Annotated in this window: 23 protein-coding genes, 2 pseudogenes and 1 riboswitch; of the genes and pseudogenes, 16 read left to right on the top strand and 9 right to left on the bottom strand. The window is 71.0% G+C overall.

The features are described 5' to 3' along the window. Position 1: 1 nt before the first annotated feature. Both F3T56_RS20315 and F3T56_RS20310 read right to left on the bottom strand, forming a co-directional pair. Complete coding sequence (locus F3T56_RS20315) at positions 2 to 1,621, bottom strand: sugar ABC transporter ATP-binding protein (protein WP_149826615.1); 1,620 nt, start codon at positions 1,619 to 1,621, stop codon at positions 2 to 4. Between the two features lie 89 nt (positions 1,622 to 1,710). Continuing rightward, positions 1,711 to 2,760 carry a sugar ABC transporter substrate-binding protein gene (locus F3T56_RS20310; protein ID WP_149826614.1) on the bottom strand — a complete coding sequence of 350 codons (1,050 nt, stop codon included), beginning with the start codon at positions 2,758 to 2,760 and terminating at the stop codon, positions 1,711 to 1,713. 417 nt (positions 2,761 to 3,177) lie between these two features. Between F3T56_RS20310 and F3T56_RS20305 the strand changes: the two genes are divergently transcribed. The 7 genes from F3T56_RS20305 (at position 3,178) to F3T56_RS20275 (ending at position 8,887) form a co-directional block, all read left to right on the top strand. After that, positions 3,178 to 4,029, top strand: coding sequence for a fumarylacetoacetate hydrolase family protein (locus F3T56_RS20305; RefSeq protein ID WP_149826613.1), 852 nt, complete (start codon positions 3,178 to 3,180; stop codon positions 4,027 to 4,029). An 11-nt stretch (positions 4,030 to 4,040) separates the two neighbouring features. Further along, positions 4,041 to 5,378 (top strand): L-fuconate dehydratase, encoded by a 1,338-nt coding sequence (locus F3T56_RS20300; RefSeq protein WP_149826612.1) that lies wholly within the window; start codon positions 4,041 to 4,043, stop codon positions 5,376 to 5,378. Next, positions 5,375 to 6,178, top strand: coding sequence for an SDR family NAD(P)-dependent oxidoreductase (locus tag F3T56_RS20295; RefSeq protein WP_149826611.1), 804 nt, complete (start codon positions 5,375 to 5,377; stop codon positions 6,176 to 6,178). The genes F3T56_RS20300 and F3T56_RS20295 overlap by 4 nt, the downstream gene beginning before the upstream one ends. Next, positions 6,175 to 7,173, top strand: a complete 999-nt coding sequence (locus tag F3T56_RS20290) for an aldo/keto reductase (protein WP_149826610.1) — start codon at positions 6,175 to 6,177, stop codon at positions 7,171 to 7,173. Before F3T56_RS20295 ends, F3T56_RS20290 begins: the two co-directional genes overlap by 4 nt. After that, positions 7,170 to 7,481 (top strand): L-rhamnose mutarotase, encoded by a 312-nt coding sequence (locus tag F3T56_RS20285; protein ID WP_149826609.1) that lies wholly within the window; start codon positions 7,170 to 7,172, stop codon positions 7,479 to 7,481. The genes F3T56_RS20290 and F3T56_RS20285 overlap by 4 nt, the downstream gene beginning before the upstream one ends. Next, positions 7,469 to 8,341 (top strand): amidohydrolase family protein, encoded by an 873-nt coding sequence (locus tag F3T56_RS20280; protein WP_246203718.1) that lies wholly within the window; start codon positions 7,469 to 7,471, stop codon positions 8,339 to 8,341. The genes F3T56_RS20285 and F3T56_RS20280 overlap by 13 nt, the downstream gene beginning before the upstream one ends. A gap of 102 nt (positions 8,342 to 8,443) precedes the next feature. After that, the gene (locus F3T56_RS20275) at positions 8,444 to 8,887 is read left to right on the top strand and encodes a pyridoxamine 5'-phosphate oxidase family protein (protein ID WP_149826608.1); all 444 of its coding nucleotides are present in this window, start codon (positions 8,444 to 8,446) and stop codon (positions 8,885 to 8,887) included. Positions 8,888 to 8,896: 9 nt separating this feature from the next. On the opposite strand, the gene F3T56_RS20270 is transcribed toward F3T56_RS20275, so the two are convergent. The 4 genes from F3T56_RS20270 to F3T56_RS20255 are packed head-to-tail and all read right to left on the bottom strand — an operon-like array spanning position 8,897 to position 11,591. Further along, positions 8,897 to 9,730 carry an energy-coupling factor ABC transporter ATP-binding protein gene (locus F3T56_RS20270; protein WP_149826607.1) on the bottom strand — a complete coding sequence of 278 codons (834 nt, stop codon included), beginning with the start codon at positions 9,728 to 9,730 and terminating at the stop codon, positions 8,897 to 8,899. Next, positions 9,727 to 10,476, bottom strand: coding sequence for a cobalt ECF transporter T component CbiQ (gene cbiQ, locus F3T56_RS20265; protein ID WP_149826606.1), 750 nt, complete (start codon positions 10,474 to 10,476; stop codon positions 9,727 to 9,729). Before cbiQ ends, F3T56_RS20270 begins: the two co-directional genes overlap by 4 nt. A 6-nt stretch (positions 10,477 to 10,482) precedes the next feature. After that, entirely contained in the window at positions 10,483 to 10,893 is a 411-nt protein-coding gene (locus tag F3T56_RS20260; protein WP_149826605.1) for an energy-coupling factor ABC transporter substrate-binding protein, read from the bottom strand. Then, entirely contained in the window at positions 10,890 to 11,591 is a 702-nt protein-coding gene (locus F3T56_RS20255) for an energy-coupling factor ABC transporter permease (protein WP_149826604.1), read from the bottom strand. Before F3T56_RS20255 ends, F3T56_RS20260 begins: the two co-directional genes overlap by 4 nt. 30 nt (positions 11,592 to 11,621) lie before the next feature. Then, positions 11,622 to 11,806, bottom strand: a riboswitch (cobalamin riboswitch). 163 nt (positions 11,807 to 11,969) lie between these two features. On the opposite strand from F3T56_RS20255, the gene F3T56_RS46270 reads away from it, so the two are divergent. Further along, positions 11,970 to 12,140, top strand: a complete 171-nt coding sequence (locus F3T56_RS46270) for a hypothetical protein (protein ID WP_172639038.1) — start codon at positions 11,970 to 11,972, stop codon at positions 12,138 to 12,140. A 135-nt stretch (positions 12,141 to 12,275) separates the two neighbouring features. Here the strand turns inward: F3T56_RS46270 and F3T56_RS20250 are convergent, their stop codons facing one another. Then, positions 12,276 to 12,938 (bottom strand): lysophospholipid acyltransferase family protein, encoded by a 663-nt coding sequence (locus F3T56_RS20250; RefSeq protein ID WP_149826603.1) that lies wholly within the window; start codon positions 12,936 to 12,938, stop codon positions 12,276 to 12,278. Between the two features lie 111 nt (positions 12,939 to 13,049). Between F3T56_RS20250 and F3T56_RS49325 the strand changes: the two are divergent. The 3 genes and pseudogenes from F3T56_RS49325 to F3T56_RS20240 form a co-directional block, all read left to right on the top strand. Then, positions 13,050 to 13,133: pseudogene (locus F3T56_RS49325) on the top strand (ABC transporter ATP-binding protein); the annotation flags it as partial. Between the two features lie 18 nt (positions 13,134 to 13,151). After that, positions 13,152 to 13,856: pseudogene (locus F3T56_RS20245) on the top strand (M20/M25/M40 family metallo-hydrolase); the annotation flags it as partial. An 87-nt stretch (positions 13,857 to 13,943) separates the two neighbouring features. Continuing rightward, complete coding sequence (locus F3T56_RS20240) at positions 13,944 to 15,062, top strand: substrate-binding domain-containing protein (protein WP_149826601.1); 1,119 nt, start codon at positions 13,944 to 13,946, stop codon at positions 15,060 to 15,062. Here F3T56_RS20240 and F3T56_RS20235 read toward each other — a convergent pair. Next, positions 15,019 to 15,525, bottom strand: coding sequence for a MarR family winged helix-turn-helix transcriptional regulator (locus F3T56_RS20235; RefSeq protein WP_149826600.1), 507 nt, complete (start codon positions 15,523 to 15,525; stop codon positions 15,019 to 15,021). The genes F3T56_RS20240 and F3T56_RS20235 overlap by 44 nt on opposite strands. A gap of 259 nt (positions 15,526 to 15,784) precedes the next feature. Between F3T56_RS20235 and urtA the strand changes: the two genes are divergently transcribed. From urtA to urtE, 5 genes are all read left to right on the top strand, one after another. After that, positions 15,785 to 17,035: an urea ABC transporter substrate-binding protein gene (urtA, locus tag F3T56_RS20230; protein ID WP_149826599.1), complete on the top strand. Its 1,251-nt coding sequence runs from the start codon at positions 15,785 to 15,787 to the stop codon at positions 17,033 to 17,035. 63 nt (positions 17,036 to 17,098) lie between these two features. Continuing rightward, positions 17,099 to 17,983, top strand: a complete 885-nt coding sequence (gene urtB / locus F3T56_RS20225) for an urea ABC transporter permease subunit UrtB (RefSeq protein ID WP_149826598.1) — start codon at positions 17,099 to 17,101, stop codon at positions 17,981 to 17,983. Further along, complete coding sequence (urtC, locus tag F3T56_RS20220; RefSeq protein WP_149826597.1) at positions 17,980 to 19,101, top strand: urea ABC transporter permease subunit UrtC; 1,122 nt, start codon at positions 17,980 to 17,982, stop codon at positions 19,099 to 19,101. Before urtB ends, urtC begins: the two co-directional genes overlap by 4 nt. After that, positions 19,098 to 19,895: an urea ABC transporter ATP-binding protein UrtD gene (gene urtD / locus F3T56_RS20215; RefSeq protein ID WP_149826596.1), complete on the top strand. Its 798-nt coding sequence runs from the start codon at positions 19,098 to 19,100 to the stop codon at positions 19,893 to 19,895. The genes urtC and urtD overlap by 4 nt, the downstream gene beginning before the upstream one ends. 5 nt (positions 19,896 to 19,900) lie before the next feature. Then, entirely contained in the window at positions 19,901 to 20,593 is a 693-nt protein-coding gene (gene urtE / locus F3T56_RS20210) for an urea ABC transporter ATP-binding subunit UrtE (protein ID WP_149826667.1), read from the top strand. Between the two features lie 28 nt (positions 20,594 to 20,621). Here urtE and F3T56_RS20205 read toward each other — a convergent pair whose 3' ends face one another. Further along, complete coding sequence (locus tag F3T56_RS20205; RefSeq protein WP_149826595.1) at positions 20,622 to 21,944, bottom strand: MFS transporter; 1,323 nt, start codon at positions 21,942 to 21,944, stop codon at positions 20,622 to 20,624. Positions 21,945 to 21,951: the final 7 nt, after the last annotated feature.

The raw sequence follows: 21,951 nt of genomic DNA, 5'->3' as shown, positions 1-21,951 counted from the left end.
ACTACCTTCCGTGCTCTTCGGCGGTGTCAGAGGGGGTGTGGGAGGTGGTGTCGGAGGTTCCGGCCCGGTCGGCCACGCCCTCCATGGCGGCGACCACGTGCTCGTCCTTCCAGCCGCGGTCGAACTCGGCGACGGCCCGCCCGTGGAACATCACCACGAGCCGGTCGCACACCTTCAGATCGTCCAGCTCGTCGGAGACGATCAGCGCGGCCTTCCCGCCGTCCGCGATCTGCCGGATCCGGCGCAGCAGGAACTCCTTCGACTTGACGTCGACTCCGTTGGTGGGGCGGATGGCCACCAGGACGTGCGGGTCGGTGGCCAGGGCGCGGGCGACGACGACCTTCTGCTGGTTGCCGCCCGAAAGGGCCGAGACAGGGGTGGCCCCGCCCGGGGTCTTGATGTCGAGGTCCCGGATCATGCGCTGGGCGAAGGCCCTGGTCCGGGAGGGCAGCACGGTGCCGTACGGGCCGAGCTGGTCGGTGACGGTGAGCGTCGCGTTCTCCGCCACACTGCGGTTGTTGACCAGGCCCTGCAGATGGCGGTCCTCCGGGACCAGTCCGACCCCCACGGCGAGCGCCGACGGCACACTGCCGCCGCGTACGCGCCGTCCGCGGACGGAGATCGTGCCCTCGTCGACGCGGTGCAGCCCGGCGACGGCCTCGCCCACCCGCACATTGCCGCTGGCCGTGGCTCCGGCCAGGCCGACCACCTCGCCCGCGCGCACCGAGAGCGAGAGGTCCTGGCAGGCGCCGGGCAGGGTGAGGCCCTCGACCGTCAGGAGTTCGGGGGAGTCGGCCCGTACCGGGGCACGGTTCTCGACGGTTGCCGCCGTCGTGACGGTGGTCTCCCCGGTCATGGCCTCCACCAGCGCCTGGTGGCCGAGTTCGGCGACGGGCGCGGTCAGGATGTGCGCCGCGTCGCGGTAGACCGTGACCGTGGTGCAGAGGTCGTAGACCTCCTGGAGGTGGTGCGAGATGAAGAGGAAGGCGACGCCCTGCCGCTGGAGGTCGCGGAGCTTGTCGAAGAGCCGGTTGATGCCGCGGGCGTCGAGTTTCGCGGTCGGCTCGTCGAGGATGATGAAGCGCGCGCCGAACGACAGCGCCCGCGCGATCTCGACGAACTGCCGCTGCTCGACGGTGAGGTCCTTCGCCCGTGCTGCGGCGTCCACGTCCACGCCGTACTCGGCGAGCAACTCCTCGGCCCGTCCGCGTAGTTTCTTCCAGCGGATGGGCCGCATCGAACCATCGCTCTGCCGGTTCAGGAAGAGGTTCTCGGCGACGGTCAGGTCCTGGATGATCGTGGACTTCTGGTAGACGCAGGCGACCTTGGAGCGCCAGGCGTCGATGTCCCCGACGGCCGGCGCCAGTTCGCCGTTGAAGCGCAGGGTGCCGGTGTCGGCGTGCCGCAGTCCGGTCAGGATGGACACCAGCGTCGACTTGCCGGCGCCGTTGCGGCCGACCAGCGCGTGCGACTCGCCCGGGGCGATGGTGATCCGGGCGTCGCGCAGGGCGACGGTGGCGCCGAACCTCTTGCTGATGCCGATGGCCTCGGCCACCGGGGCGGGGCCGTCGGAGGCCGGGTTCCCGCCGCCGTTCGCCGCTGCGGTCGCGGTGTCCGCCATGGTGGATACCGTCCTTCGTGGGGTGGATACGAGGGGGTGCGGGCGAAGGGACGGGCCGCGTCCCTCCGCCCGGTCGACGGACCGTTCGGTCACTGGCCGACGTTGTTGCCCCACAGGGTCTTGTCGTCCACGTTGTCCTTGGTCACCAGCGGTGCCGGCAGCTGGTCCTCCAGGCCGTTCGGGATCTCGACGATCGTGGAGCCGTGATCGGTCTTGCCGGCCTTGAAGGTCTTGCCCTCGGCCGCCGCCTTGGCGTAGTACAGCGCGTACTTGGCGTACAGGTCGGCGGGCTGGGAGACGGTGGCGTCGATCTGGCCCTTGCGGATCGCGTCGAACTCCTGCGGGATGCCGTCGTTGGAGATGATCGAGATGTGCCCCTTCTCGCCGGCGGGCTTGAGCAGGCCCTTCTGTTCCAGCAGGGCCAGGGTCGGCTGGAGGAAGACACCGCCGGCCTGCATGTAGATGCCGTTCAGGTCGGGGTGCTGGGCGAGCAGGCTCTGCAGCTTGGCGGAGGCCACGTCGCCCTTCCAGTCGGTGGGCAGCTCGAACACCTTGATGTCCGGGAACTTCTCCTTCATGCACTGGGCGAAGGCCTCCGAGCGGTCCCGCCCGTTGATCGAGTCCAGGGCGCCCTGCAACTCGGCGACCTTGCCCTTTCCGCCCAGCTGCTCGCCGAGGAACTCGCAGGCCTTGGTGCCGTACGCCCGGTTGTCGGCGCGGACGACCATGTAGACGTCGCCCTTGTCGGGCCGGGTGTCGACGCTGACCACGGGGATCTTCTTCGACGCGAGGGTGTCGAGGGTGGAGGCGATGGCGCCGGTGTCCTGCGGGGCCATGACGACGGCCTTGGCGCCCGTGTTCTGGAAGACCTGCACGTTGGCGACGAGCTTGGTGATGTCGTTCTGCGAGTTGCTCAGCGGCAGCGCGTTGATGTCCTCGGACTTGATGTCCTTCTTGAGGTACTCGGCGTAGGAGTTCCAGAAGTCGGAGTCGGAGCGCGGCAGGTCGATCCCGATGGCGGGCTGGTCGCCGCCCGAGGCGGCCGATCCGGAGCTGTCGCGGTTGCAGGCGGTGAGGAGGCCGAGGGCCGCGAGGGCGCAGGCCGCTGCGGCGGTGGAGCGGGTGCGGGCGAGCTTCATGGCCGGGTTCTCCTTAGCCAGGACGGGGAGGCCGCCCTCCGGACAGGCATACGCGGGCCATCGGAGGGGAGGTACAGGGGGGCAACCGGTGAACGAGCAGCGGAGTTTGAACGGCCACAGCCCCCAACACGGCGGCGGTGCGATTCCTCCGATGTATCTCGGACGTCGAGGACGCTACGACGGTGCTGCCGGAGTTGACAAGAGGTCGCTCGCAACGAATTGCGCACACATTCGACGGGTGTGTGTGGCGATCGGCACAGGTGATTTCGCACATGCCGGATTCGTCTGCTGGCGGATAATTGCTCGTCGATCAAATACATCCGAGGAATCCGTTGTCAGGTCGTCGAACTGCCCTTAAAGTCACGGTGCGCCATTCCTCCGATGAATGAACACACCCATGGCAAGGGAGCTGCCCCAGTGAAACTGCTACGCGTCGGCGCCCCAGGACAGGAGCGGCCCGCCGTCCGCACCGACGACGGCCGGCTGCTCGACCTGTCCTCTGTTGCCTCCGACATCGACGGCACCTTCCTCGTCTCCGGGGGAGTCGACCGGGCCCGCGCGGCCGTCGAGGCGGGCGGACTGCCCGAACTCGACACGGACGGTCTGCGGATCGGCGCCCCCGTCGCCCGCCCGGGCAAGGTCATCTGCGTCGGGCTCAACTACCGCGACCACGCCGCCGAGACCGGCGCGGCCATCCCGCCCCGGCCTGTGGTCTTCATGAAGGACCCGGGCACAGTCGTCGGGCCGTACGACGCGGTGCTGATCCCTCGCGGCTCCGTCAAGACCGACTGGGAGGTCGAGCTGGGGGTCGTCATCGGACGGCGCGCCCGCTACCTGTCGGGCCCCGAGGAGGCGGCGGAGGTGATCGCGGGATACGCGGTCAGCCATGACGTCTCCGAGCGCGAGTTCCAGCTGGAGTACTCCTCGCAGTGGGATCTCGGCAAGTCCTGTGAGACCTTCAACCCGCTCGGCCCGTGGCTGGTCACCGCCGACGAGGCCGGCGACCCGCAGGACCTCGCGCTGCTCCTGAGCGTCAACGGAGTGAAGCGCCAGCACGGACACACACGCGACATGATCTTCCCGGTCCACGAGATCGTGGCGTACCTCAGCCGGTACATGGTCCTGGAGCCCGGTGACGTGATCAACACCGGGACACCCGCGGGCGTCGCCCTCGGCCTGCCCGGCACTCCCTATCTCCGCCCCGGTGACACCGTCGAACTCGAGATCGACGGGCTCGGGAGCCAGCGCCAGACCTTCGGCCAAGCGTGAAAGGCACCCCCTTGACTGCAACCCACGCCCGGATCACCGCGGTCGACACCTACGACATCCGGTTCCCCACCTCGCGGGAGCTGGACGGCTCGGACGCGATGAACCCGGATCCCGACTACTCCGCCGCCTACGTAGTGCTGCGCACCGATGCCGCAGACGGCTTCGAGGGCCACGGTTTCACGTTCACCATCGGCCGGGGCAACGACGTCCAGGTCGCCGCGATCGACGCCCTGCGGCCCCACCTCGTGGGCCGCTCGGTGCAGGAGCTGTGCGCCGACCCCGGCTCGGTCAACCGCGACCTGATCGGCGACAGCCAGCTGCGCTGGCTCGGCCCCGAGAAGGGCGTGATGCACATGGCCATCGGCGCGGTCGTCAACGCTGTCTGGGACCTGGCCGCCAAGCGCGCCGGGCAGCCGCTGTGGCGCCTGCTCGCCCACGCCGAACCCGAGTGGCTGGTCTCCCAGGTCGACTTCCGCTACATCGCCGACGCCCTCACCCCCGAGGACGCCCTCCACCTGCTGCGCGAGGGCCGGACCGGTCTCGCGGAGCGCGAGGCCGCGCTGCTGGAACGCGGCTACCCCGGCTACACCACCTCACCGGGCTGGCTCGGCTACTCCGACGAGAAGCTCACCCGGCTGGCCAAGCAGGCCGTCGCCGACGGCTTCACCCAGATCAAGCTGAAGGTCGGCGCCGACCTCGACGACGACCTCCGCCGGATGCGCACCGCCCGCGCCGCCGTCGGCGACGGCGTACGCATCGCCATCGACGCCAACCAGCGCTGGAACGTCGGCGAGGCGATCGAGTGGACCCGGGCCCTCGCCGACCTCGACCCGTACTGGATCGAGGAACCCACCAGTCCCGACGACATTCTCGGCCACGCCGCCGTCCGCCGAGGCGTGGCGCCGGTGAAGGTCGCCACCGGCGAACACGTCCAGAACCGCATCGTGTTCAAGCAGTTGCTCCAGGCCGAGGCCATCGACGTACTCCAGATCGACGCGGCACGCGTCGGCGGGGTCAACGAGAACCTGGCGATCCTGCTCCTCGCCGCGAAGTTCGGCGTCCCGGTGTGCCCGCACGCCGGCGGCGTGGGCCTGTGCGAACTGGTCCAGCACCTGTCGATGTTCGACTACCTGGCCCTCTCCGGCACCACCGACGACCGGGTCATCGAGTACGTCGACCACCTCCACGAGCACTTCACCGTCCCCGTGGTGATGCGCGAGGGCCACTACGTCGCTCCCCTGACGCCGGGCTTCTCCGCCACCATGCGCCCGGAGTCGCTCACCGAATACCGTTACCCGGACGGCGCGTTCTGGGCCGCCGACCTCGCTGGACGGGAGGAAGTCGCATGACCGATCCGACAAGTGAACCGACCGAACCGGTAGGTGAACTGGCAGGGCTGAAGGCGATCGTCACCGGTGGCGCCTCCGGTATCGGGCTGGCCACGGCCCGGCTGCTGGCAGCACGGGGCGCCACGGTGGCCGTACTCGACGTCGACCCCTCCGGAGCGTCGCAGCCGCTGCTCGCCCTCAAGGCCGACGTCACCGACGACGCCTCCGTACGAGCCGCGGTGACGGAAGCCGCTGAGCGGCTCGGCGGTCTGGACATCCTCGTCAACAACGCGGGCATCGGCGCACAGGGGACCGTCGAGGACAACCCCGACCCGCAGTGGCACCGGGTCCTCGATGTCAATGTCCTCGGCATGGTGCGCACCAGCCGGGCCGCCCTGCCCCATCTGCGCGACGCGGCCACTGCCCGTCCGGGCACCGCGGCGATCGTCAACACCTGCTCCATCGCCGCCACCGCGGGCCTGCCGCAGCGCGCCCTGTACTCCGCCAGCAAGGGCGCGGTCCTCTCGCTGACCCTCGCGATGGCCGCCGACCACGTCCGCGAGGGCATCCGCGTCAACTGCGTCAACCCCGGCACCGCCGACACCCCGTGGGTCGGCCGCCTCCTCGACGCCGCCGACGACCCCGACGCCGAGCGCGCCGCCCTCAACGCCCGCCAGCCCATGGGCCGCCTCGTGACCGCCGAGGAGGTGGCGGCCGCTATCGCCTATCTGGCCAGTCCCGCGGCGGCCTCCGTCACCGGCACCGCCCTCGCCGTCGACGGCGGTATGCAGGGGCTCCGGCTCCGCCCGGCCGGCTCATGAGGACCAGGGCCCTCGGCCGCACCGACGTCCGCGTCACCGAGCTGGCGTACGGTGCCGCGGCCATCGGCAACCTCTACCGCCCGGTGACCGACGAGGAGGCCGCCGCCGCGATCGAGGCGGCCTGGGACGCCGGGATCCGCACCTTCGACACGGCACCGCACTACGGCCTCGGCCTGTCCGAACGCCGCCTCGGCGCCGCGCTCCGGGGCCGACCGCGGGAGTCGTACACGGTCTCCACCAAGGTCGGCAGACTGCTGGTGCCGAACGAGACCGCCGAGGGCGACGACCTGGCGAACGGCTTCGCCGTCCCGGCGACCCACCGCCGCGTCTGGGACTTCACCGCCGACGGGGTGCTGCGCTCCCTGGAGGCCAGCCTGGAACGGCTCGGCCTGGACCGGGTGGACGTGGCCCTCATCCACGACCCCGACGACCACGCCGAGCAGGCCCTGCGCGAGGCCTACCCGGCACTGGAGAAGCTGCGCGACGAGGGCGTCGTAGGGGCCATCGGCGTCGGCATGAACCAGTGCGCCGTACCCACCCGCTTCCTGCGGGAGACCGCCATCGACGTGGTACTGCTGGCCGGCCGCTACACCCTCCTCGAACAGGAGGGCCTGGACGAACTGCTGCCCGAGGCCGCCGCCCGGGGACGCAGCGTGCTGATCGGCGGTGCCTTCAACTCCGGCCTGCTGATCGACCCGAAGCCCGGCGTCACATACGACTACGCCCCCGTGCCGCAGCCCGTGCTCGACCGCGCCCTGCGGTTGAAGGACGTCACCGAACGCCACGGTGTACCGCTGCGCGGCGCGGCCCTGGCCTTCCCCTCCGCCCATCCGGCGGTGGCGGCCGTGCTGACGGGCGCGCGCTCCGCCGAGGAGGTGCGCGACGCGGTCGACCTGCTCGGCCGTCCGATCCCGGCCGCCCTCTGGGACGAACTGCGCGCCGAGGGGCTTCTGCGCCCGAACACACCCGTCCCGCAGCCGAAGGAGCCGTCGTGAGGGTCGCCCTGCACACCAAGGTCCGCGCCGACCGCATCGAGGAGTACGAGGCGGCCCACCGCGAGGTCCCCGAGGAACTGACCGCCGCCATCCGGGCCGCCGGCGTGAGCGAGTGGACGATCTGGCGCAGCGGCACCGACCTCTTCCACGTCGTGGAGGTCGACGACTACCCGGCGATGATCGCGGAGTTGGAGAAACTGCCGGTCAACATCGCCTGGCAGGCGAGGATGGCCGAACTCCTCGACGTCGTCCACGACTACTCCGCAGAGGGGGCCGACGCCTCACTGCCCGTGGTGTGGCAGCTGTGAACGCCGCCGCATCGGGGCTCGTCGATGCCCACCACCACGTCTGGGACCTCTCCGTCCGCGACCAGGACTGGATCACCGGCCCCGAACTCGCCCCGCTGCGCCGCGACTTCTCCCTCCACGATCTGGAGCCGGAGGCGCGCGCGGCCGGTGTCACAGCGACCGTGCTCGTCCAGACGGTCACCGTGGCCGAGGAGACCCCCGAGTTCCTGGCCCTCGCAGCCGACAGCGACCTGGTCGCCGGGGTGGTCGGCTGGACCGATCTCACCGCGCCCGACGTCGCCGACACCCTCGCCGAACTGCGTGAACAGCCCGGCGGCGCACACCTGGTGGGCATCCGCCACCAGGTGCAGGGCGAACCCGACCCCCGCTGGCTGTTGCGCCCGGACGTCCTGCGCGGACTGACCGCCGTCGCCGACGAGGGACTCGCCTACGACCTCCTGGTCAAACCCCACCAACTGGAGGCCGCGGTCGAGGCCGCACGACAGCTTCCTCAACTCACCTTCGTCCTCGATCACTTGGCCAAGCCGCCCATCGCCACCGGGAAACTGGACCCCTGGGCGGAGGAGATCCGTGCCCTGGCCACCCTGCCGAACACCGTGTGCAAGCTCTCCGGCCTGGTCACCGAGGCCGACTGGGACTCCTGGACCGTCGCGGGCCTTCGCCCGTACGCGGACACCGTCCTGGACGCCTTCGGCCCCGGGCGGCTGATGTTCGGCTCGGACTGGCCCGTCTGCCGGCTCGCCGCCGGCTACGCCCAAGTCCTGGACGCGGCCCGCGCACTGACGTCCGGGTTGAGTCCGGCCGAACAGGAAGACGTTTTCGCCGGTACGGCGGTTCGGGCCTATGGCCTGCCCGTCTGAGCCGGTCAGGAATCGAGAAGCGCCGGTCCTCGAGCCGCGGCTAGCGTGATGACCATGGCATCCCTCGCAGGGAGGGCGTGCCGCGCGATGACGGGAGGAAGCATGACGGACGCGCCGCCGCGTGGACTTGAGGAGAGGCTGCGGGACACCCGGGCGAAACTGGAGAGCGACGTCGATCTCTGGCTCGCGTCGGCGGGCTCGCCGGGCGGCGCATACCTCGTCCCGTTGTCGTACCTCTGGGACGGGACCGCGTTCCTCGTCTCGACGCCGCGCGCCTCGATCACCGGCCGCAACCTGCTGGCGGACGGCCGGGTCCGGCTCAGCCTCGGCCCGACCCGTGATGTCGTCGTGGTCGACGGCACCGCCGAACCGGTGGACATCTCCTCCGAGGAGGGCGACGCGTTCGCGGAACACACCGGTTTCGACCCGCGAAAGCTCGACGGCTACCAGTACTTCCGGATCCGGCCGCGCCGTATCCAGGCCTGGCGCGAGGCCAACGAGCTACGGGGACGCGACCTGATGCGCGGCGGCCACTGGCTCGGCTGACCGCCGCACTCAACCCCTGGCCAGGGCGGCCAGTTCCTCCGGAGTGCGCGGACCGGGCGCCAGGTCGGGCAACAGCCCCTGGTGGCGGAGGAGTTGGGTGGCCGCGACTCCCCAGGGCAGCCGCAGCCCGGCCTGGTGGAGGAGGTCCGTGCGGGCGAGCATCGTGGCCGCCGGTCCTGTGCGCGCGCCGGACGGGGTGAGCAGTGCCGCGTCGTCGGCCCACCGCAGGGCGAGGTCGACGTCGTGCGTGGCCATCACGACGGTGGTGCCGGACCGGCGGAGTTGGTCCAGGGTGGTGAGCAGCCGTTCCTGGCCGTCGGGGTCGAGTCCGGCGGTCGGCTCGTCCAGGATCAGGACGCGAGGCCGCATCGCGACCGCCCCCGCGATGGCGGTCCGCTTGCGCTGCCCGTAGGACAGCAGATGGGTGGGCCGGTCGGCGAGGGCGGTGATGTCGAGCGCGGCGAGCGCCTCGTCCACCCGGGCCCGCACCTGCTCGTCGGGCAGCCCGAGGTTCAACGGCCCGAACGACACGTCCTGGGCGACGGACGCCGCGAAGAGCTGGTCGTCGGGATCCTGGACGACCAGCTGAACGGTCGTACGCAGCCGGGTCAACCCCTTGCGGTCGTACGTGACCGGCTGCCCGTCCACGGTCAACCGGCCCGTGCGGGGCCGCAGTCCACCGCTCAGCAGCCTCATCAGCGTCGTCTTTCCGGTGCCGTTGCGGCCGAGCAGGGCCAGCGCACGGCCCTCGCGCACCTCGAAGTCGAGATCGCTGAGCACGGCCGGGCCGTCCTCGTAGGCGAAGGACGTGCCCCGCAGGGCGACCAGCACGGGCTCGCTCATGTCAGCGGCCTTTCCAGTACGAAGGTGAGGGCGGCCACGGCCGCGAGGAGGGCGAGGCCCGCGCAGACGAAGCGGACGGAGACCCGGGCCTCGGGCACCAGGACGCGCAGGGTGCCGTCGTAGCCCCGTCCGGCGAGCCCGGTCTGGAGCCGCGCCGCCCGGTCGAAGGCCCGTACGAACGCGATCGCGCCGAGCCCGGCGAGCGAACGCCAGGTGGCGGCACGGGTGGTGTGCCCGAGCCGCGCCGCCTGCGCTTCCCGGATCCGGCGTACGGAGTCCAGGAGCAGGAAACTCATGCGGTACGTGACCAGCGCGACGTCCACGACGGGGGCGGGCACCCCGGCCTTCACCAGGCGGGGCAGCAGGTCGGACATGGGGGTGGTGAAGGCGAACAGGAGGACGCCGAGGGAAGCGGCCGACGTGCGCAGCAGCAACTCCCCGGCACGCACCGGGCCGCTCTCGGCCAGGGTCAAGAATCCGCCGGGCCCGCCTACCTGGACGAGCAGGGGCAGGGCTCCGGTCACGCAGAAGCCCAGCGGCACCCGGTAGGCGCGCCAGAGCCGACGGCCGGGGACGCCCGCCGGGCCCAGCAGGACGACGAGTGCCGTCACCAACACGAGGGCGGCGCCGGGCCAGGGCGGCAGGGAGATCGCGAGTACGGTCAGGCCCAGTCCGAGCACGGCCTTGTCCACGGGATGGCGGCGGCGCCAGCGACTGCTGTGCGCCGCCGCGTCGATCGGCAGCACGAGAGTTCAGGACCTCTCAGCCATGGACTCCTCAGAGGCGTCACCTGACACGCTCTCGGCGTCACCGGCCCCGCTCTCGGCATCACCTGCCGCGCCCTCGGCGTCCCGTTCCCGCGCCCGCTGCTCCCCCTGCCGTCGCCCCCGGCGCAGCCCGAAGTAGTACGCGAGGACGCCCGCGCCGAGGGCGGCCTGGAGGGAGAACAGCCCGGACTCGATCTCACCGGAGGGCGGCTCGTACAGGGGTGAGAACCACGGTTCGTAGTCCGGCTCGATCTCGGTGATCGCCGTCTCGGCCTCCCCGTCGGCGCCGGTGAAGGGCTCCTCCTTGTGGTCGCCGAGGCCGAGGGCCAGCGGGAGTACGGCGAGCGCGGCCACGACGAGCAGCAGCAGGACGTTGACCTTCGTGTTCCGGCTCATCGGGCCACCGCCTCCGTCTCGGTCCGGTTCCGCCTGCCGCTCAGGAGCACGCCGAGCCGGGTCAGTTCGCCCTTGCTGGACTGCACCAGAAGGCGCATCACCAGCACCGTGAGGAGTCCCTCGCTCACGGCGAGCGGGATCTGGGTGACGGCGAAGATGGAGCCGAACTTGCCGAGCGCGCCCAGGAATCCGCTGCTCGGGTCGGGGAAGGCGAGCGCGAGCTGGACGCTGGTGACGCAGTAGGTGACCAGGTCGGCGACGAACGCGCCGAAGAACACCGTGACCATCAGCGGCACGTCGTACCGCCGCAGCAGCCGGTAGATGCCGTAACCGGCCCATGGCCCGGCGATCGCCATCGAGAAGACGTTGGCGCCGAGTGTGGTCAGGCCGCCGTGCGCGAGCAACAGGGCCTGGAAAAGCAGGGTGATGGTGCCCAGCACCGCCATGATCGGCGGCCGGAACAGGATGGCGCCGAGGCCCGTGCCGGTGGGGTGCGAGCAACTCCCGGTCACCGACGGCAGCTTCAACGCGGACAGAACGAACGTGAAGGCCCCCGAGGCACCGAGCAGCAGTGTGCTCTCGGGGTGCTCCCTGACCTCACGGGTGAGTGACCGTACTCCGTGGACGACGAACGGCGCGGACGCGACGCCCCAGGCGATCGCGTGCGCCGGAGGAAGAAAACCCTCGGCTATGTGCATGGCTCAGCAGACCCTCTCCAGCACCTCGTGGATGGTTGACGTGCCTTGGCCGGTCTCCTGGCTGACGGGTACCACACGCCCGTGCTCCGCCTTCCCGGGTCCGAGGACCCAGTGGCTGTCCGTGAGGACTGGAGCCGGACTTCCCGATTCACAGTGGCGAGGGCCGCACCGGCATCACACCGGATTTCCCGTTCACCAAGGCGTGGCGACAGTAGTGCCCGCACAAGGCCACTGACAAGCGGCGCCGGGGGCGCGAAAGCGGTGTTGAACAGCACACACCCCGGCGTACGTCCCCACAGCCACACGGGCCACACACCACCGGGGAGAAAGAACGGCCTTGTCCGGTACGACGGCCATGCCGCAGCGACGGCCCTTCCGGTGGGCCCAGGTTGCCCTTCTGCGGTCGTCGCCCCCGGCGGGCCCGCGGCCGACAGCGCGGACGGCGACGACGGCATGTCCCTCGCCGTACCGCTGGGCATCGGCGCGGCCGTCCTCGTACTGGGCGCCGGGGTGTGGTGGTTCAGGAGCCGCCGGGCAGGGAGTGTCTGACAAGCCGGCAGTTCGGCAGCGCCCTCAAGGGGAGCGGGACTGTGGTGAATGTGCGGCTGCCGTCGCGTGGGCGCGCTCAGCCACGACGGCGCAGCAGAAGCACGACGGCCTGTCGCGGCGCCCTCGGCGGAGCGCTCACGCAGCCGACGCAGCCGGCTCGCCCAGCCGTGTGGCCGCCGTCCGCCACGCGGACGTCACGGCACCGTGCGCCTGAGTCGTACGGGCCGTGGGGTCGCCGATCAGTGTGATCGGCGACCCCACGTGGACGTGTAGCTCCGGTCGGCGCAGCGGCGCCGTGGCCAGCCCGGCGAGCTGCTTGGCCACGTTCCCCGAGGTCACCCGCCGCGCCCCGGCCTGGCCGACCGGCACGATGGGCGCCCCTGTGCGCTCGGCGAGCCGGGCCAGGCCGCTGCGGAAGGCGTGCGGCGCGGCCTCGGCGGCGTCCCGGCGGGGCGGGATCCCGCCTTCCGCGTAGATGAGGACCAGTCGGCCCTCGTCCAGGGTCGCCGCGGCGAGGTCGAGCGCTTGGGCGGCGCGCCGGTCCCTGCGGTACACGGGGATGTATCCCTCGCGGGTGAGCGCGCGCCCGAGCAGCGGGATACGCCACAGGCCGGCCGCCGCCATCGCGACCGGCTGCACGCCGAGGCGGTGCAGGGCGGCCAGCACGATCGCGGGGTCGGCGAGCGAGGTGTGGTTCGCGGCGATGATGCTGCCCGGTGCCAACTCGGCGTCGGCCTCGGCGGTCACCGTGAGACGTCCGACGGCGGGTACCAGGACGTCGGCGAGTCGGCTGAGCATAGGGGTCCCCCGGTCTCGATGATGTGATCTTCATCATCGGCGGGCACGAGGCAGTAGGCCTGAGTAGGTGTACTCAAGTTCGCGAGCACCCGGTACCCAGCCCGGCGCACTCGACAAGAGGTCAGCGACGGCCAACTCCAACGCGCCTGCCTCGCCCGCGCCCTCGTCCTACAACCCCGCTGCCTGATCTGCGACGAGATGACAGCCATGCTGGCCCTGGCCTCGCGGCCGGTGATCGAGGAGGTCGCGCGGAAGGTCGACGCCACGCTGGTGCTGGAGCCGACCGCCCACGGCGCGGTCAAGACCGCACGCAAGGGCTCCGGGATCTTCCGGGTCACCGCCACCGGCGTCGAGGCACACGCCGGGCTCGCGCCCCAGGACGGGGCGAGCGCGATCACCGCGCTGGCCGACTTCGTGGTCGCCGCCGCGGCCGTCGCCGCCCCCGACAAGGGCACCACCATCAACACCAGGCTCATCGAGGGCGGTTCCGCCACCAACGTCGTCGCCGGGCGGGCCACCGCGAGCGTCGACATCCGCGTCAGCAGCGAGTCCGAACAGGTCCGCGTCGACGAAGAACTGGACGCCATCAGGGCCGGCGACCCCCGCGTCCGCATCGACATCGACCACTCCTGGAACCGGCCGCCGATGACCCTCAACGCAGCCTCCGCCCCCCTGCTCGACCTCGCTCGCGAGGTCGCCCGCGAGCAGGGCCGCGACCATCTGCCCGACGCCTCCGTCGGCGGCGCCGGCGACGCCGACTTCGTCTCCGCCCTCGGCCTGCCCGTCCTGTGTGGCATGGGCGCGGTCGGCGACGGCGCCCACGCCCAGGGCGAGTTCATCCACCCCGACACCGTCCCCACCCAGACCGCCCTGGTCGCGGGCCTGCTGCGACGACTGGCAGAACCACTGCGGGGCTAGGCTCGCCCATCATGGGTCCCGCCTACGAAACGGTCTCGATCCGCCTCTCCGCTTGGGCGGCGATGGCGGTCACGCCATCATGAGCCCATGCACCGGCCACCGCTCAGCCTCCCCACCCCCGAGTGGTTCACGGCCGACGCCTCGACGCTGAACGTGGCGCTCGTGTACCCGATGCAGGGGCCCGCCGGGATCTTCGGCCCCACTTGCGGGGCGTGCGCGCGACTGGCCGCCGAGGAGGTCAACAAGGCCGGGGGAGTACTGGGCAGGGAGCTGCGGCTGATCGAGGTCGACGGCGGGGCCGCGCCCCGGCGGGTCGCGGAGGACGTCGAGGTCCTCGTCGCGTCGGGCGCGGTGCAGGGTGTCACCGGCTGGCACATCTCCTCGGTACGGCAGGCGGTGGCCCCGCGGATCGCACACCGGGTGCCGTACGTGTACACCGCCCTGTACGAGGGCGGGGAGCGCACCGAGGGTGTCTTCATGACCAGTGAGACCCCTTCCTGGCAGCTGCTGCCCGCGATGCGGCTGCTCGCCGAGTCGCGCGGGGTGCGCCGCTGGTTCGTCGTCGGCAACAACTACGTGTGGCCCCGGCACACCGCCCGGGCCGCACGGGGCTACGCGCGCGCGTGCCGGGGCCGGGTGTGCGGCGAGGTGTATCTCCCGCTGGGCGCCGAGGACTTCGAGGACGTACTGCGGCGTATCGAGTGGGCGGACGCCGACGGGGTGCTGATGCTGCTGGTGGGCAGCGACGCGGTCCGCTTCAACCGGGCCTTCGCCGCCTCCGGACTCGACCGGCGGTGTCTGCGGCTGAGCACGCTGATGGACGAGAACATGCTGATGGGCAGCGGCCCGGCAGCCACCGTCGACCTGTACAGCACGGCCGGGTTCTTCGCCTCGCTCGCCGACCGCAACACCCTGGACTTCCACGGCCAGTACGCCGACCGCTTCGGCCTGGAAGCGCCGACCCCTGGCAGCCTCGGCGAGTCCTGCTACGAGGGCGTCCTGCTGCTCGCCGCGCTCATCGAACGGGCCCGCGCCCTCGACGTGGCCGCGATCGGGGCGACAGCCGACCGCGTATCTTACGAAGGCCCGCGCGGCCTGCTGAGCCTCGACGGGCGGCATGTCCGCCAGCGCATCTACCTGGCGCAGGCGGACGGTTACGACTTCAACGTCCTCGCCCAGCTGCGCGCTCCGCACGACCTGCGGTGACCCCGCCGCCCTGATCCTGATCCGTCGCGGCCCCGCCCTCAAGGGTCCGCGCGAGCCGGTCCAGGAGCAGCTCCAGCCGCTCCCCGGCCCCGTCCCCCTCCGTGAGCAGCGGCTCCAACTCGGCCCAGTCCGCGTGCACTTCACGCGCCAGTAGCTGCCAGCGCTCCAAGCCCCGAGGAGTGAGATGGGCCAGGACGCGGCGCCGGTCGGTGGGATCCACACGGCGGAAGACCAGGTTCTGGTCGACGAGTTGGTCGATCAGCTTGGTCAGGCTCGGTGCCGGAAGGAAGGCGTGCTCGGCGAGGGCCGTCATGTTGTGACCCTGACCGTCGGAGAGCAGGTCGAGGACCCGCCATGCCTCGACGGAGCAGTCGAACTCGTCGAGCACGGACCGGACTCGGCGCACGGCGAGGCGCTCGGCCCGGCTCAGCAGATGGAGCAGTTCCTGGGGCCGCCTCGCCATCGCACTCCTCAACTCCCGTTCGCCCGCCCCCGCGAGGGGGATCTCCCGAGCCTACCTTCGAGCAGCGCTCCCGACGGGGAAAGCGGTCATCACCTTCTTTCCACGGGAAGTAATCATTTCCATGGCTCCTCCTCATTTCGCCGCGTAAATACTTCCCCTGGAAACTGTTCTTCAATTGCCGTGAAACGCGGGGGAAACAGTTCCCTCGCAGGCTGTGGGCGCAGTCGTCGCACGTGAAGCGCGTCCAAGGAGGAATTGCATGTCCGGGTTCAGTATGAGTAGACGCGGTCTTCTCGCGGGTGCGTCGGCGTTCGGCGCGACCGCCGCCCTCAGCGCGTGCGGCGCCAAGACCGGCAGTGCCACGTCGTCCTCCGGCGCCAAGGCGGACACCTCCGGCGACACCGTCAAGGTGGGCCTGCTGAACTCGCTCTCGGGCACCATGGCCATCAGCGAAGTGACGGTCCACAACGCGCTGTTGCTCGCGGTGAAGGAGATCAACGCCGCCGGTGGCGTCCTCGGCAAGAAGCTGAAGCCCATCAGTCAGGACGGGGCCTCGGACTGGCCGACCTTCGCCGAGAAGGCCGAAGCCCTGATCACCGACGACAAGGTCGTCGCCACCTTCGGCTGCTGGACCTCCGCCAGCCGCAAGGCCGTCAAACCGGTCTTCGAGCGCTACAAGTCGCTTCTCTTCTACCCGGTGCAGTACGAGGGACTGGAGCAGTCCCCCTATATCTTCTACATCGGCGCCACCACCAATCAGCAGATCGTCCCCGCCCTCGATTACCTCAAGAAGCAGGGTTTGACGCGGCTGTATCTCGTGGGCAGCGACTACGTCTTCCCGCGCACCGCCAACAAAATCATCAAGGCGTACGCGGAGGCCAACGGCATGACGGTCGTCGGCGAGGACTACGCGCCCCTCGGCTCCACCGAGTTCAGCACCATCGTCAACAAGGTCAAGGACGCCGGCGCCGACGCCGTGTTCAACACCCTCAACGGCGACAGCAACGTGGCCTTCTTCAAGGAGTACAAGTCCGCCGGGCTCACCGCGAAGAGCCTGCCGGTGCTGTCCGTGTCGATCGCCGAGGAGGAGGTCAAGAGCATCGGCACGCAGTACCTGGAGGGCCAGTTGACCGCGTGGAACTACTACGAGACCACGCCCGGCGCCGCGAACACCGAGTTCGTGAAGGCCTACCAGGCGGCGTACGGCGCGGACAAGCCGACGTCCGACCCCATGGAGGCCGCTTACATCTCCGTCTACCTGTGGAAGGAGATGGTGGAGAAGGCCGGCTCCTTCGACGTGGCGAAGGTGAAGAAGGCCTCCGCCGGCATCGAACTCGACGCCCCCGAGGGCAAGGTCACCGTCGACGGCACGACTCAGCACGTCCACAAGACCGCCCGGATCGGCAAGATCGGCTCGGACGGCCTGATCACCGAGGTCTGGAACTCCGGCAACCCGATCAAGCCGGACCCGTACCTGAAGGACTACGACTGGGCGTCCGCCTTGTCCTGACCCCGGTGGCCACCAGTTTCCTCGCCCCACCCGCCGTACCCCGCCCCCTCCCGGAGCCGCTTCATGACGGTCATCCTCAATCAATCCTTCACCGGCATCAGCATCGGCGCCGTCCTCCTGCTCATCGCCCTCGGCCTGACCCTGACCTTCGGTCAGATGGGCGTGATCAACATGGCGCACGGCGAGTTCATCATGGCCGGCGCCTACACGACGTACGTCCTGCAGAAGGACATCAGCGGCGCCGGCGTCTCCCTGCTCATCGCCCTGCCCCTGGCCTTCCTCGTCGCCGGAAGCCTCGGCGCCCTGCTGGAGTGGCTGCTCATCCGCCGCCTGTACACCCGCCCCCTGGACACCCTGCTGGTCACCTGGGGCGTCTCCCTGATGCTCCAGCAGCTGGCCCGAGACATCTTCGGCGCCCCGAACGTCCAGACCCACGCCCCGGACCTGCTGACCGGCAACATCTCGGTCGGCGGCATCACCCTCGCCAACAACCGGCTGTTCATCCTCGGCCTCGCCCTGCTCTGCGTCCTCGGCGTCACCCTCATCCTGCGGCTGACGCCGCTCGGCCGCCGCATCCGGGCCGTCGTGCAGAACCGCGACCTCGCCGAGGTGTCCGGCATCGCCACCGGCCGCGTCGACCGCATGACGTTCTTCATCGGCTCGGGCCTCGCGGGCGTGGCGGGCGTCGCGCTCACGCTCGTCGGCCCGATCGGCCCGACGATGGGCACCAACTACATCGTCGACGCCTTCCTGGTCGTGGTCGTCGGCGGTATCGCGCAGCTGAAGGGCAGCGTCATCACGGCCTTCGCGCTCGGCGTGCTCCAGTCCGTCCTGGAGTACTCGACGACGGTCAGCGTCGCCAAGGTCATCGTGCTCGTGGCGATCGTCGCCTTCCTGCAGTGGCGACCTCAGGGCCTGTACACACTGCGCACCCGGAGCCTGGCATGACGACCACACTCACCCCGACGAAGACGACGCCCACCGCCGGGCCGACGCCGTCCCTCCTCGAACGCCTCCGCGTCCCCGGCGCCTTCCTCCTCGGCGCCGTCCTCCTCATGGGCGTCGCCCCCCTCGCGCTCTCCGACTTCCGCCTCGACCTCCTCGCCAAATACCTGTGTTACGCGATCGTCGCGGTCGGCGTGAGCCTCGCCTGGGGCAGGGGTGGCCTGCTCGTCCTCGGCCAGGGTGTCTTCTTCGGCCTCGGCGGCTACGCCATGGCCATGCACCTCAAGCTCGCCGACGCCGCCGCCACCGGCCAGACGCTGCCCGACTTCATGCAGCTGTACGGCACCGGCGACACGCTGCCATGGTGGTGGCAGCCCTTCGCCAACCCGGCCTTCGCCCTCGCCATGACCGTGCTGCTGCCCATGGCGGTCGCCGCGCTGCTCGGCTTCTTCGTCTTCCGCCGCCGGGTCAAGGGCGCCTACTTCGCGATCCTCAGCCAGGCGCTCGCGGCCGCCCTCGCCATCTGGCTCGTCGGCCAGCAGGCCACCACCGGCGGCACCAACGGCCTGACCGACATCCAGGGCTTCTTCGGCTACGACCTGGGCGACCCCGTCAACCAGCGCACGGTGTACTTCATCATCGCCGCCGCGCTCCTGCTGCTGATGGCCGCCGCCCGCCAGCTGTTCGTCAGCCGCTACGGCGAACTCCTCGTCGCCGTACGCGACTCCGAGGAGCGGGTCCGCTTCTTCGGCTACGACCCGGCCAACGTCAAGCTCGTCGCCTACGTCGTCGCCGCGGGCATGGCGGGCCTCGCCGGCGCCCTCTTCGTCCCGGCCGTCGGCATCATCTCCCCGGCCCTGATCGGCATCGTCCCGTCCATCGGCTTCGTCATCGGCGCGGCCGTCGGCGGCCGGGCCAGCCTGGTGGGCGCGGTGCTCGGCGCGATCGCGGTCGCCTGGGCGCAGAGCACGCTCTCCGACGCCTTCCCCGCGGCCTGGACGTATCTCCAGGGCCTGCTGTTCGTGCTGGCGGTCGGCTTCCTGCCCGGCGGCCTGGCATCCCTCGTGACCGTCCTGCGCAGGCGCCGTACCCCCACGACCCAGACCGGAGGAACAGCATGAGCGGCGAGGGACTGACGGTCCGCGATCTGCGGGTGACGTTCGACGGCTTCAAGGCTGTCGACGGCGTGGACCTGGACATCCGCTCCGGCGACCTGCGCTTCCTCATCGGCCCGAACGGCGCCGGCAAGACCACTCTCGTCGACGCGGTCACCGGCCTGGTGAGGTCCGCCGGGTCGGTCCGCTTCGGCGGTGAGGAGCTCATCGGCAAGCCCGTGCACCGGATCGCCCGCATGGGCATCGGCCGTACCTTCCAGACGGCCACGGTCTTCGAGGAGCTGACCGTCCTGCAGAACCTCGACATAGCGGCGGGCGCCGGACGCGGCCCGCTGACGATGCTCCGGCGTCGCAAGGGCATACCGGAGCAGGTGACCAAGGCCCTGGAGACCACCGGTCTGACCGACCTCCGCGACCGCCCGGCGGGCGTGCTCGCCCACGGCCAGAAGCAGTGGCTGGAGATCGGCATGCTGCTCGTCCAGAACGTGCGGCTGCTCCTGCTCGACGAGCCCGTCGCCGGCATGAGCCATGACGAACGCGAGGCCACCGGCGAGCTGTTGCGACGGGTCAGCGAGGACCACACGGTCGTCGTCATCGAGCACGACATGGACTTCATGCGCTCCTTCGCCCGCAGCGTCACCGTCCTGCACGCCGGCAAGGTCCTCAGCGAGGGCTCCGTCGCCGAGGTCCAGGCCGACGCCCGGGTCCAGGAGGTCTATCTCGGCCGCGCCTCCGAGCCCGAGTCCGCCCGCGAGTCCGAGCCCGCCGCCGCTTCCGTACCCGTTGCCGAGGAGGCATGACACCCATGCTGGAGATCAACTCCGTCCAGGCCGGCTACGACCGCACCACCGTGCTGCACGGCGTCACCGTCACCGTCCCGAAGGACGGCGTGGCGACCGTCCTCGGTCACAACGGCGCCGGCAAGAGCACCCTCCTGCGGGCCGCCATGGGCCTGCTCAAGCCGAGGAGCGGGACGGTCCTGCTGAACGGTGAGGACATCACAGGCCTGGCCCCGAACCAGCGGGTGGCGCGCGGTATGGCGTACGTCCCGCAGGGCCAGCAGTCGTTCCCGCACCTCACCACCGCCGAGAACCTGCAACTCGTCGCCGACGGCCGCCCCGACGGCAAGGCGGCCGTCGCCGAGGCCCTGGACCTGTTCCCCGTTCTGCGCGAGCTGTCCGGCCGCCGCGCCGGTCTGCTCTCCGGCGGCCAGCGCCAGCAACTCGCCCTCGCCCGCGCCCTGATCACCCGCCCGAAACTCCTCCTCCTCGACGAACCGACCGAGGGCATCCAGCCCTCCGTGGTGGCCGAGATCGAGGAGACGATCCTCGCCCTGACCCGCCGCGGCGGCCTCTCCGTCCTCCTCGTCGAACAACACGTCGGCTTCGCCATGCGAGCGGCCCAGCACTACTACGTCCTCGAAGCGGGCCGGGTAACCTCCTCCGGCGAGGGCGGCACCGGGGCGGAGGGGACCGTACGGGCGGCGCTCAGCGTCTGATCCCCGGGGCGGGTGCACAACTCTCGGCCTACAAGGGGGCGTGCAGACCGTCCGCGAGCGGGCCGTGGCTGTGCCGCCAGCCCGTCGGTACGCGCAGGGCGCCCGCCAGATGAGGGTGGCCCTGCGGCAGGTCCGCGTGCACGTGGGTCGCGGGCGGCCGCGGCCACAGCCGTACGGCCAGCAGGGCGGCGGACAGGGCGATCGAACCCAGGGCGAGTACCGCCCAGTCGAGCCCGGCCGCCGCCCCGAGCCAGCCGGCCAGGGGGTACGTCAGCAGCCAGCAGCCGTGTGACAGGGAGAACTGGGCGGCGAACGCGGCCGTACGCTCCCCGGGCGGAACCGAGCGCCGGATGAGCCGGCCGGTCGGCGTGAGCACCGCCGAGCACGCGGCACCGAACGCGGCCCAGAGAGCGAGCAGCGCGGGCACACGCCAGCCTCCGCCCGGGACGGCCGTGACGACCCCGAGCCCGGCGAAGACGACGGCCAGCGCCAGCGCGCCCGGCAGCATCACCGCCCGGTCCGGCACCTTGTCCAGGACCCGCGGCAGGACCAGGGCCACCACCATCGACCCGGCCCCGTACGCGCCGAGCGCCAGCGGCAGGGCGCCCTCCGACAACCCCAGCACGTCACGGACGTAGACGACGGAGTTGACGGTCACCATCGCACCGGCCGCAGCGACCGCGAGGTCGAGCGCGAGCAGGGCGCGGAGCCGGGGGACGGCGAGGAAGAGCCGGGTCCCCGTGCCGGTGCGGCGGCCGGTGCCCGGCACGGTGCGGGCGGCCCGCTCGGGCAGGGCGGTGGACACCACCAGCGCGGCCGAGGCGACGAAACCGAACACAGTGCCGGTGAACAGCCAGTTGTAGCCGGCGACGGACAACAGCGCGGCCGCGAGCACGGGCGAGAACAGGCTCTCCAGGTCGTACGCGAGCCGTGACATCGACAGCGCCCGCGTGTACGCGCGCTCCTCGGGCAGCACATCGGGGATGACGGCCTGGAACGTGGGCGTGAACGCGGCCGAGGCGGACTGGAGCAGGAAGACCAGGACGTACACCTGCCAGACCTGGTCGACGAACGGCAGGAACACGGCCACCCCGGCGCGGACCAGATCCGCCGACACCATGAGCCCCCGCCGCGGCAGCCGATCGGCGACCGCGCCCACGACCGGCGCGATCGCCACATACGCCACCATCTTGATCGCGAGAGCGGTCCCGAGCACCGACCCGGCGTCGGACCCCGCGAGGTCATACGCCAACAGCCCGAGCGCGACGGTCGCGAGCCCGGTCCCGACCAGGGCGATGACCTGGGCGGCGAAGAGACGCCGGTAGACGCGGTGACGCAGAACGGCGAGCATACGAACG

Source organism: Streptomyces tailanensis (assembly GCF_008386495.1).
In the GTDB taxonomy this organism is placed as follows: Bacteria; Actinomycetota; Actinomycetes; order Streptomycetales; family Streptomycetaceae; genus Streptomyces; species Streptomyces tailanensis.
This window is presented reverse-complemented; position numbering and strand designations above follow the sequence as displayed.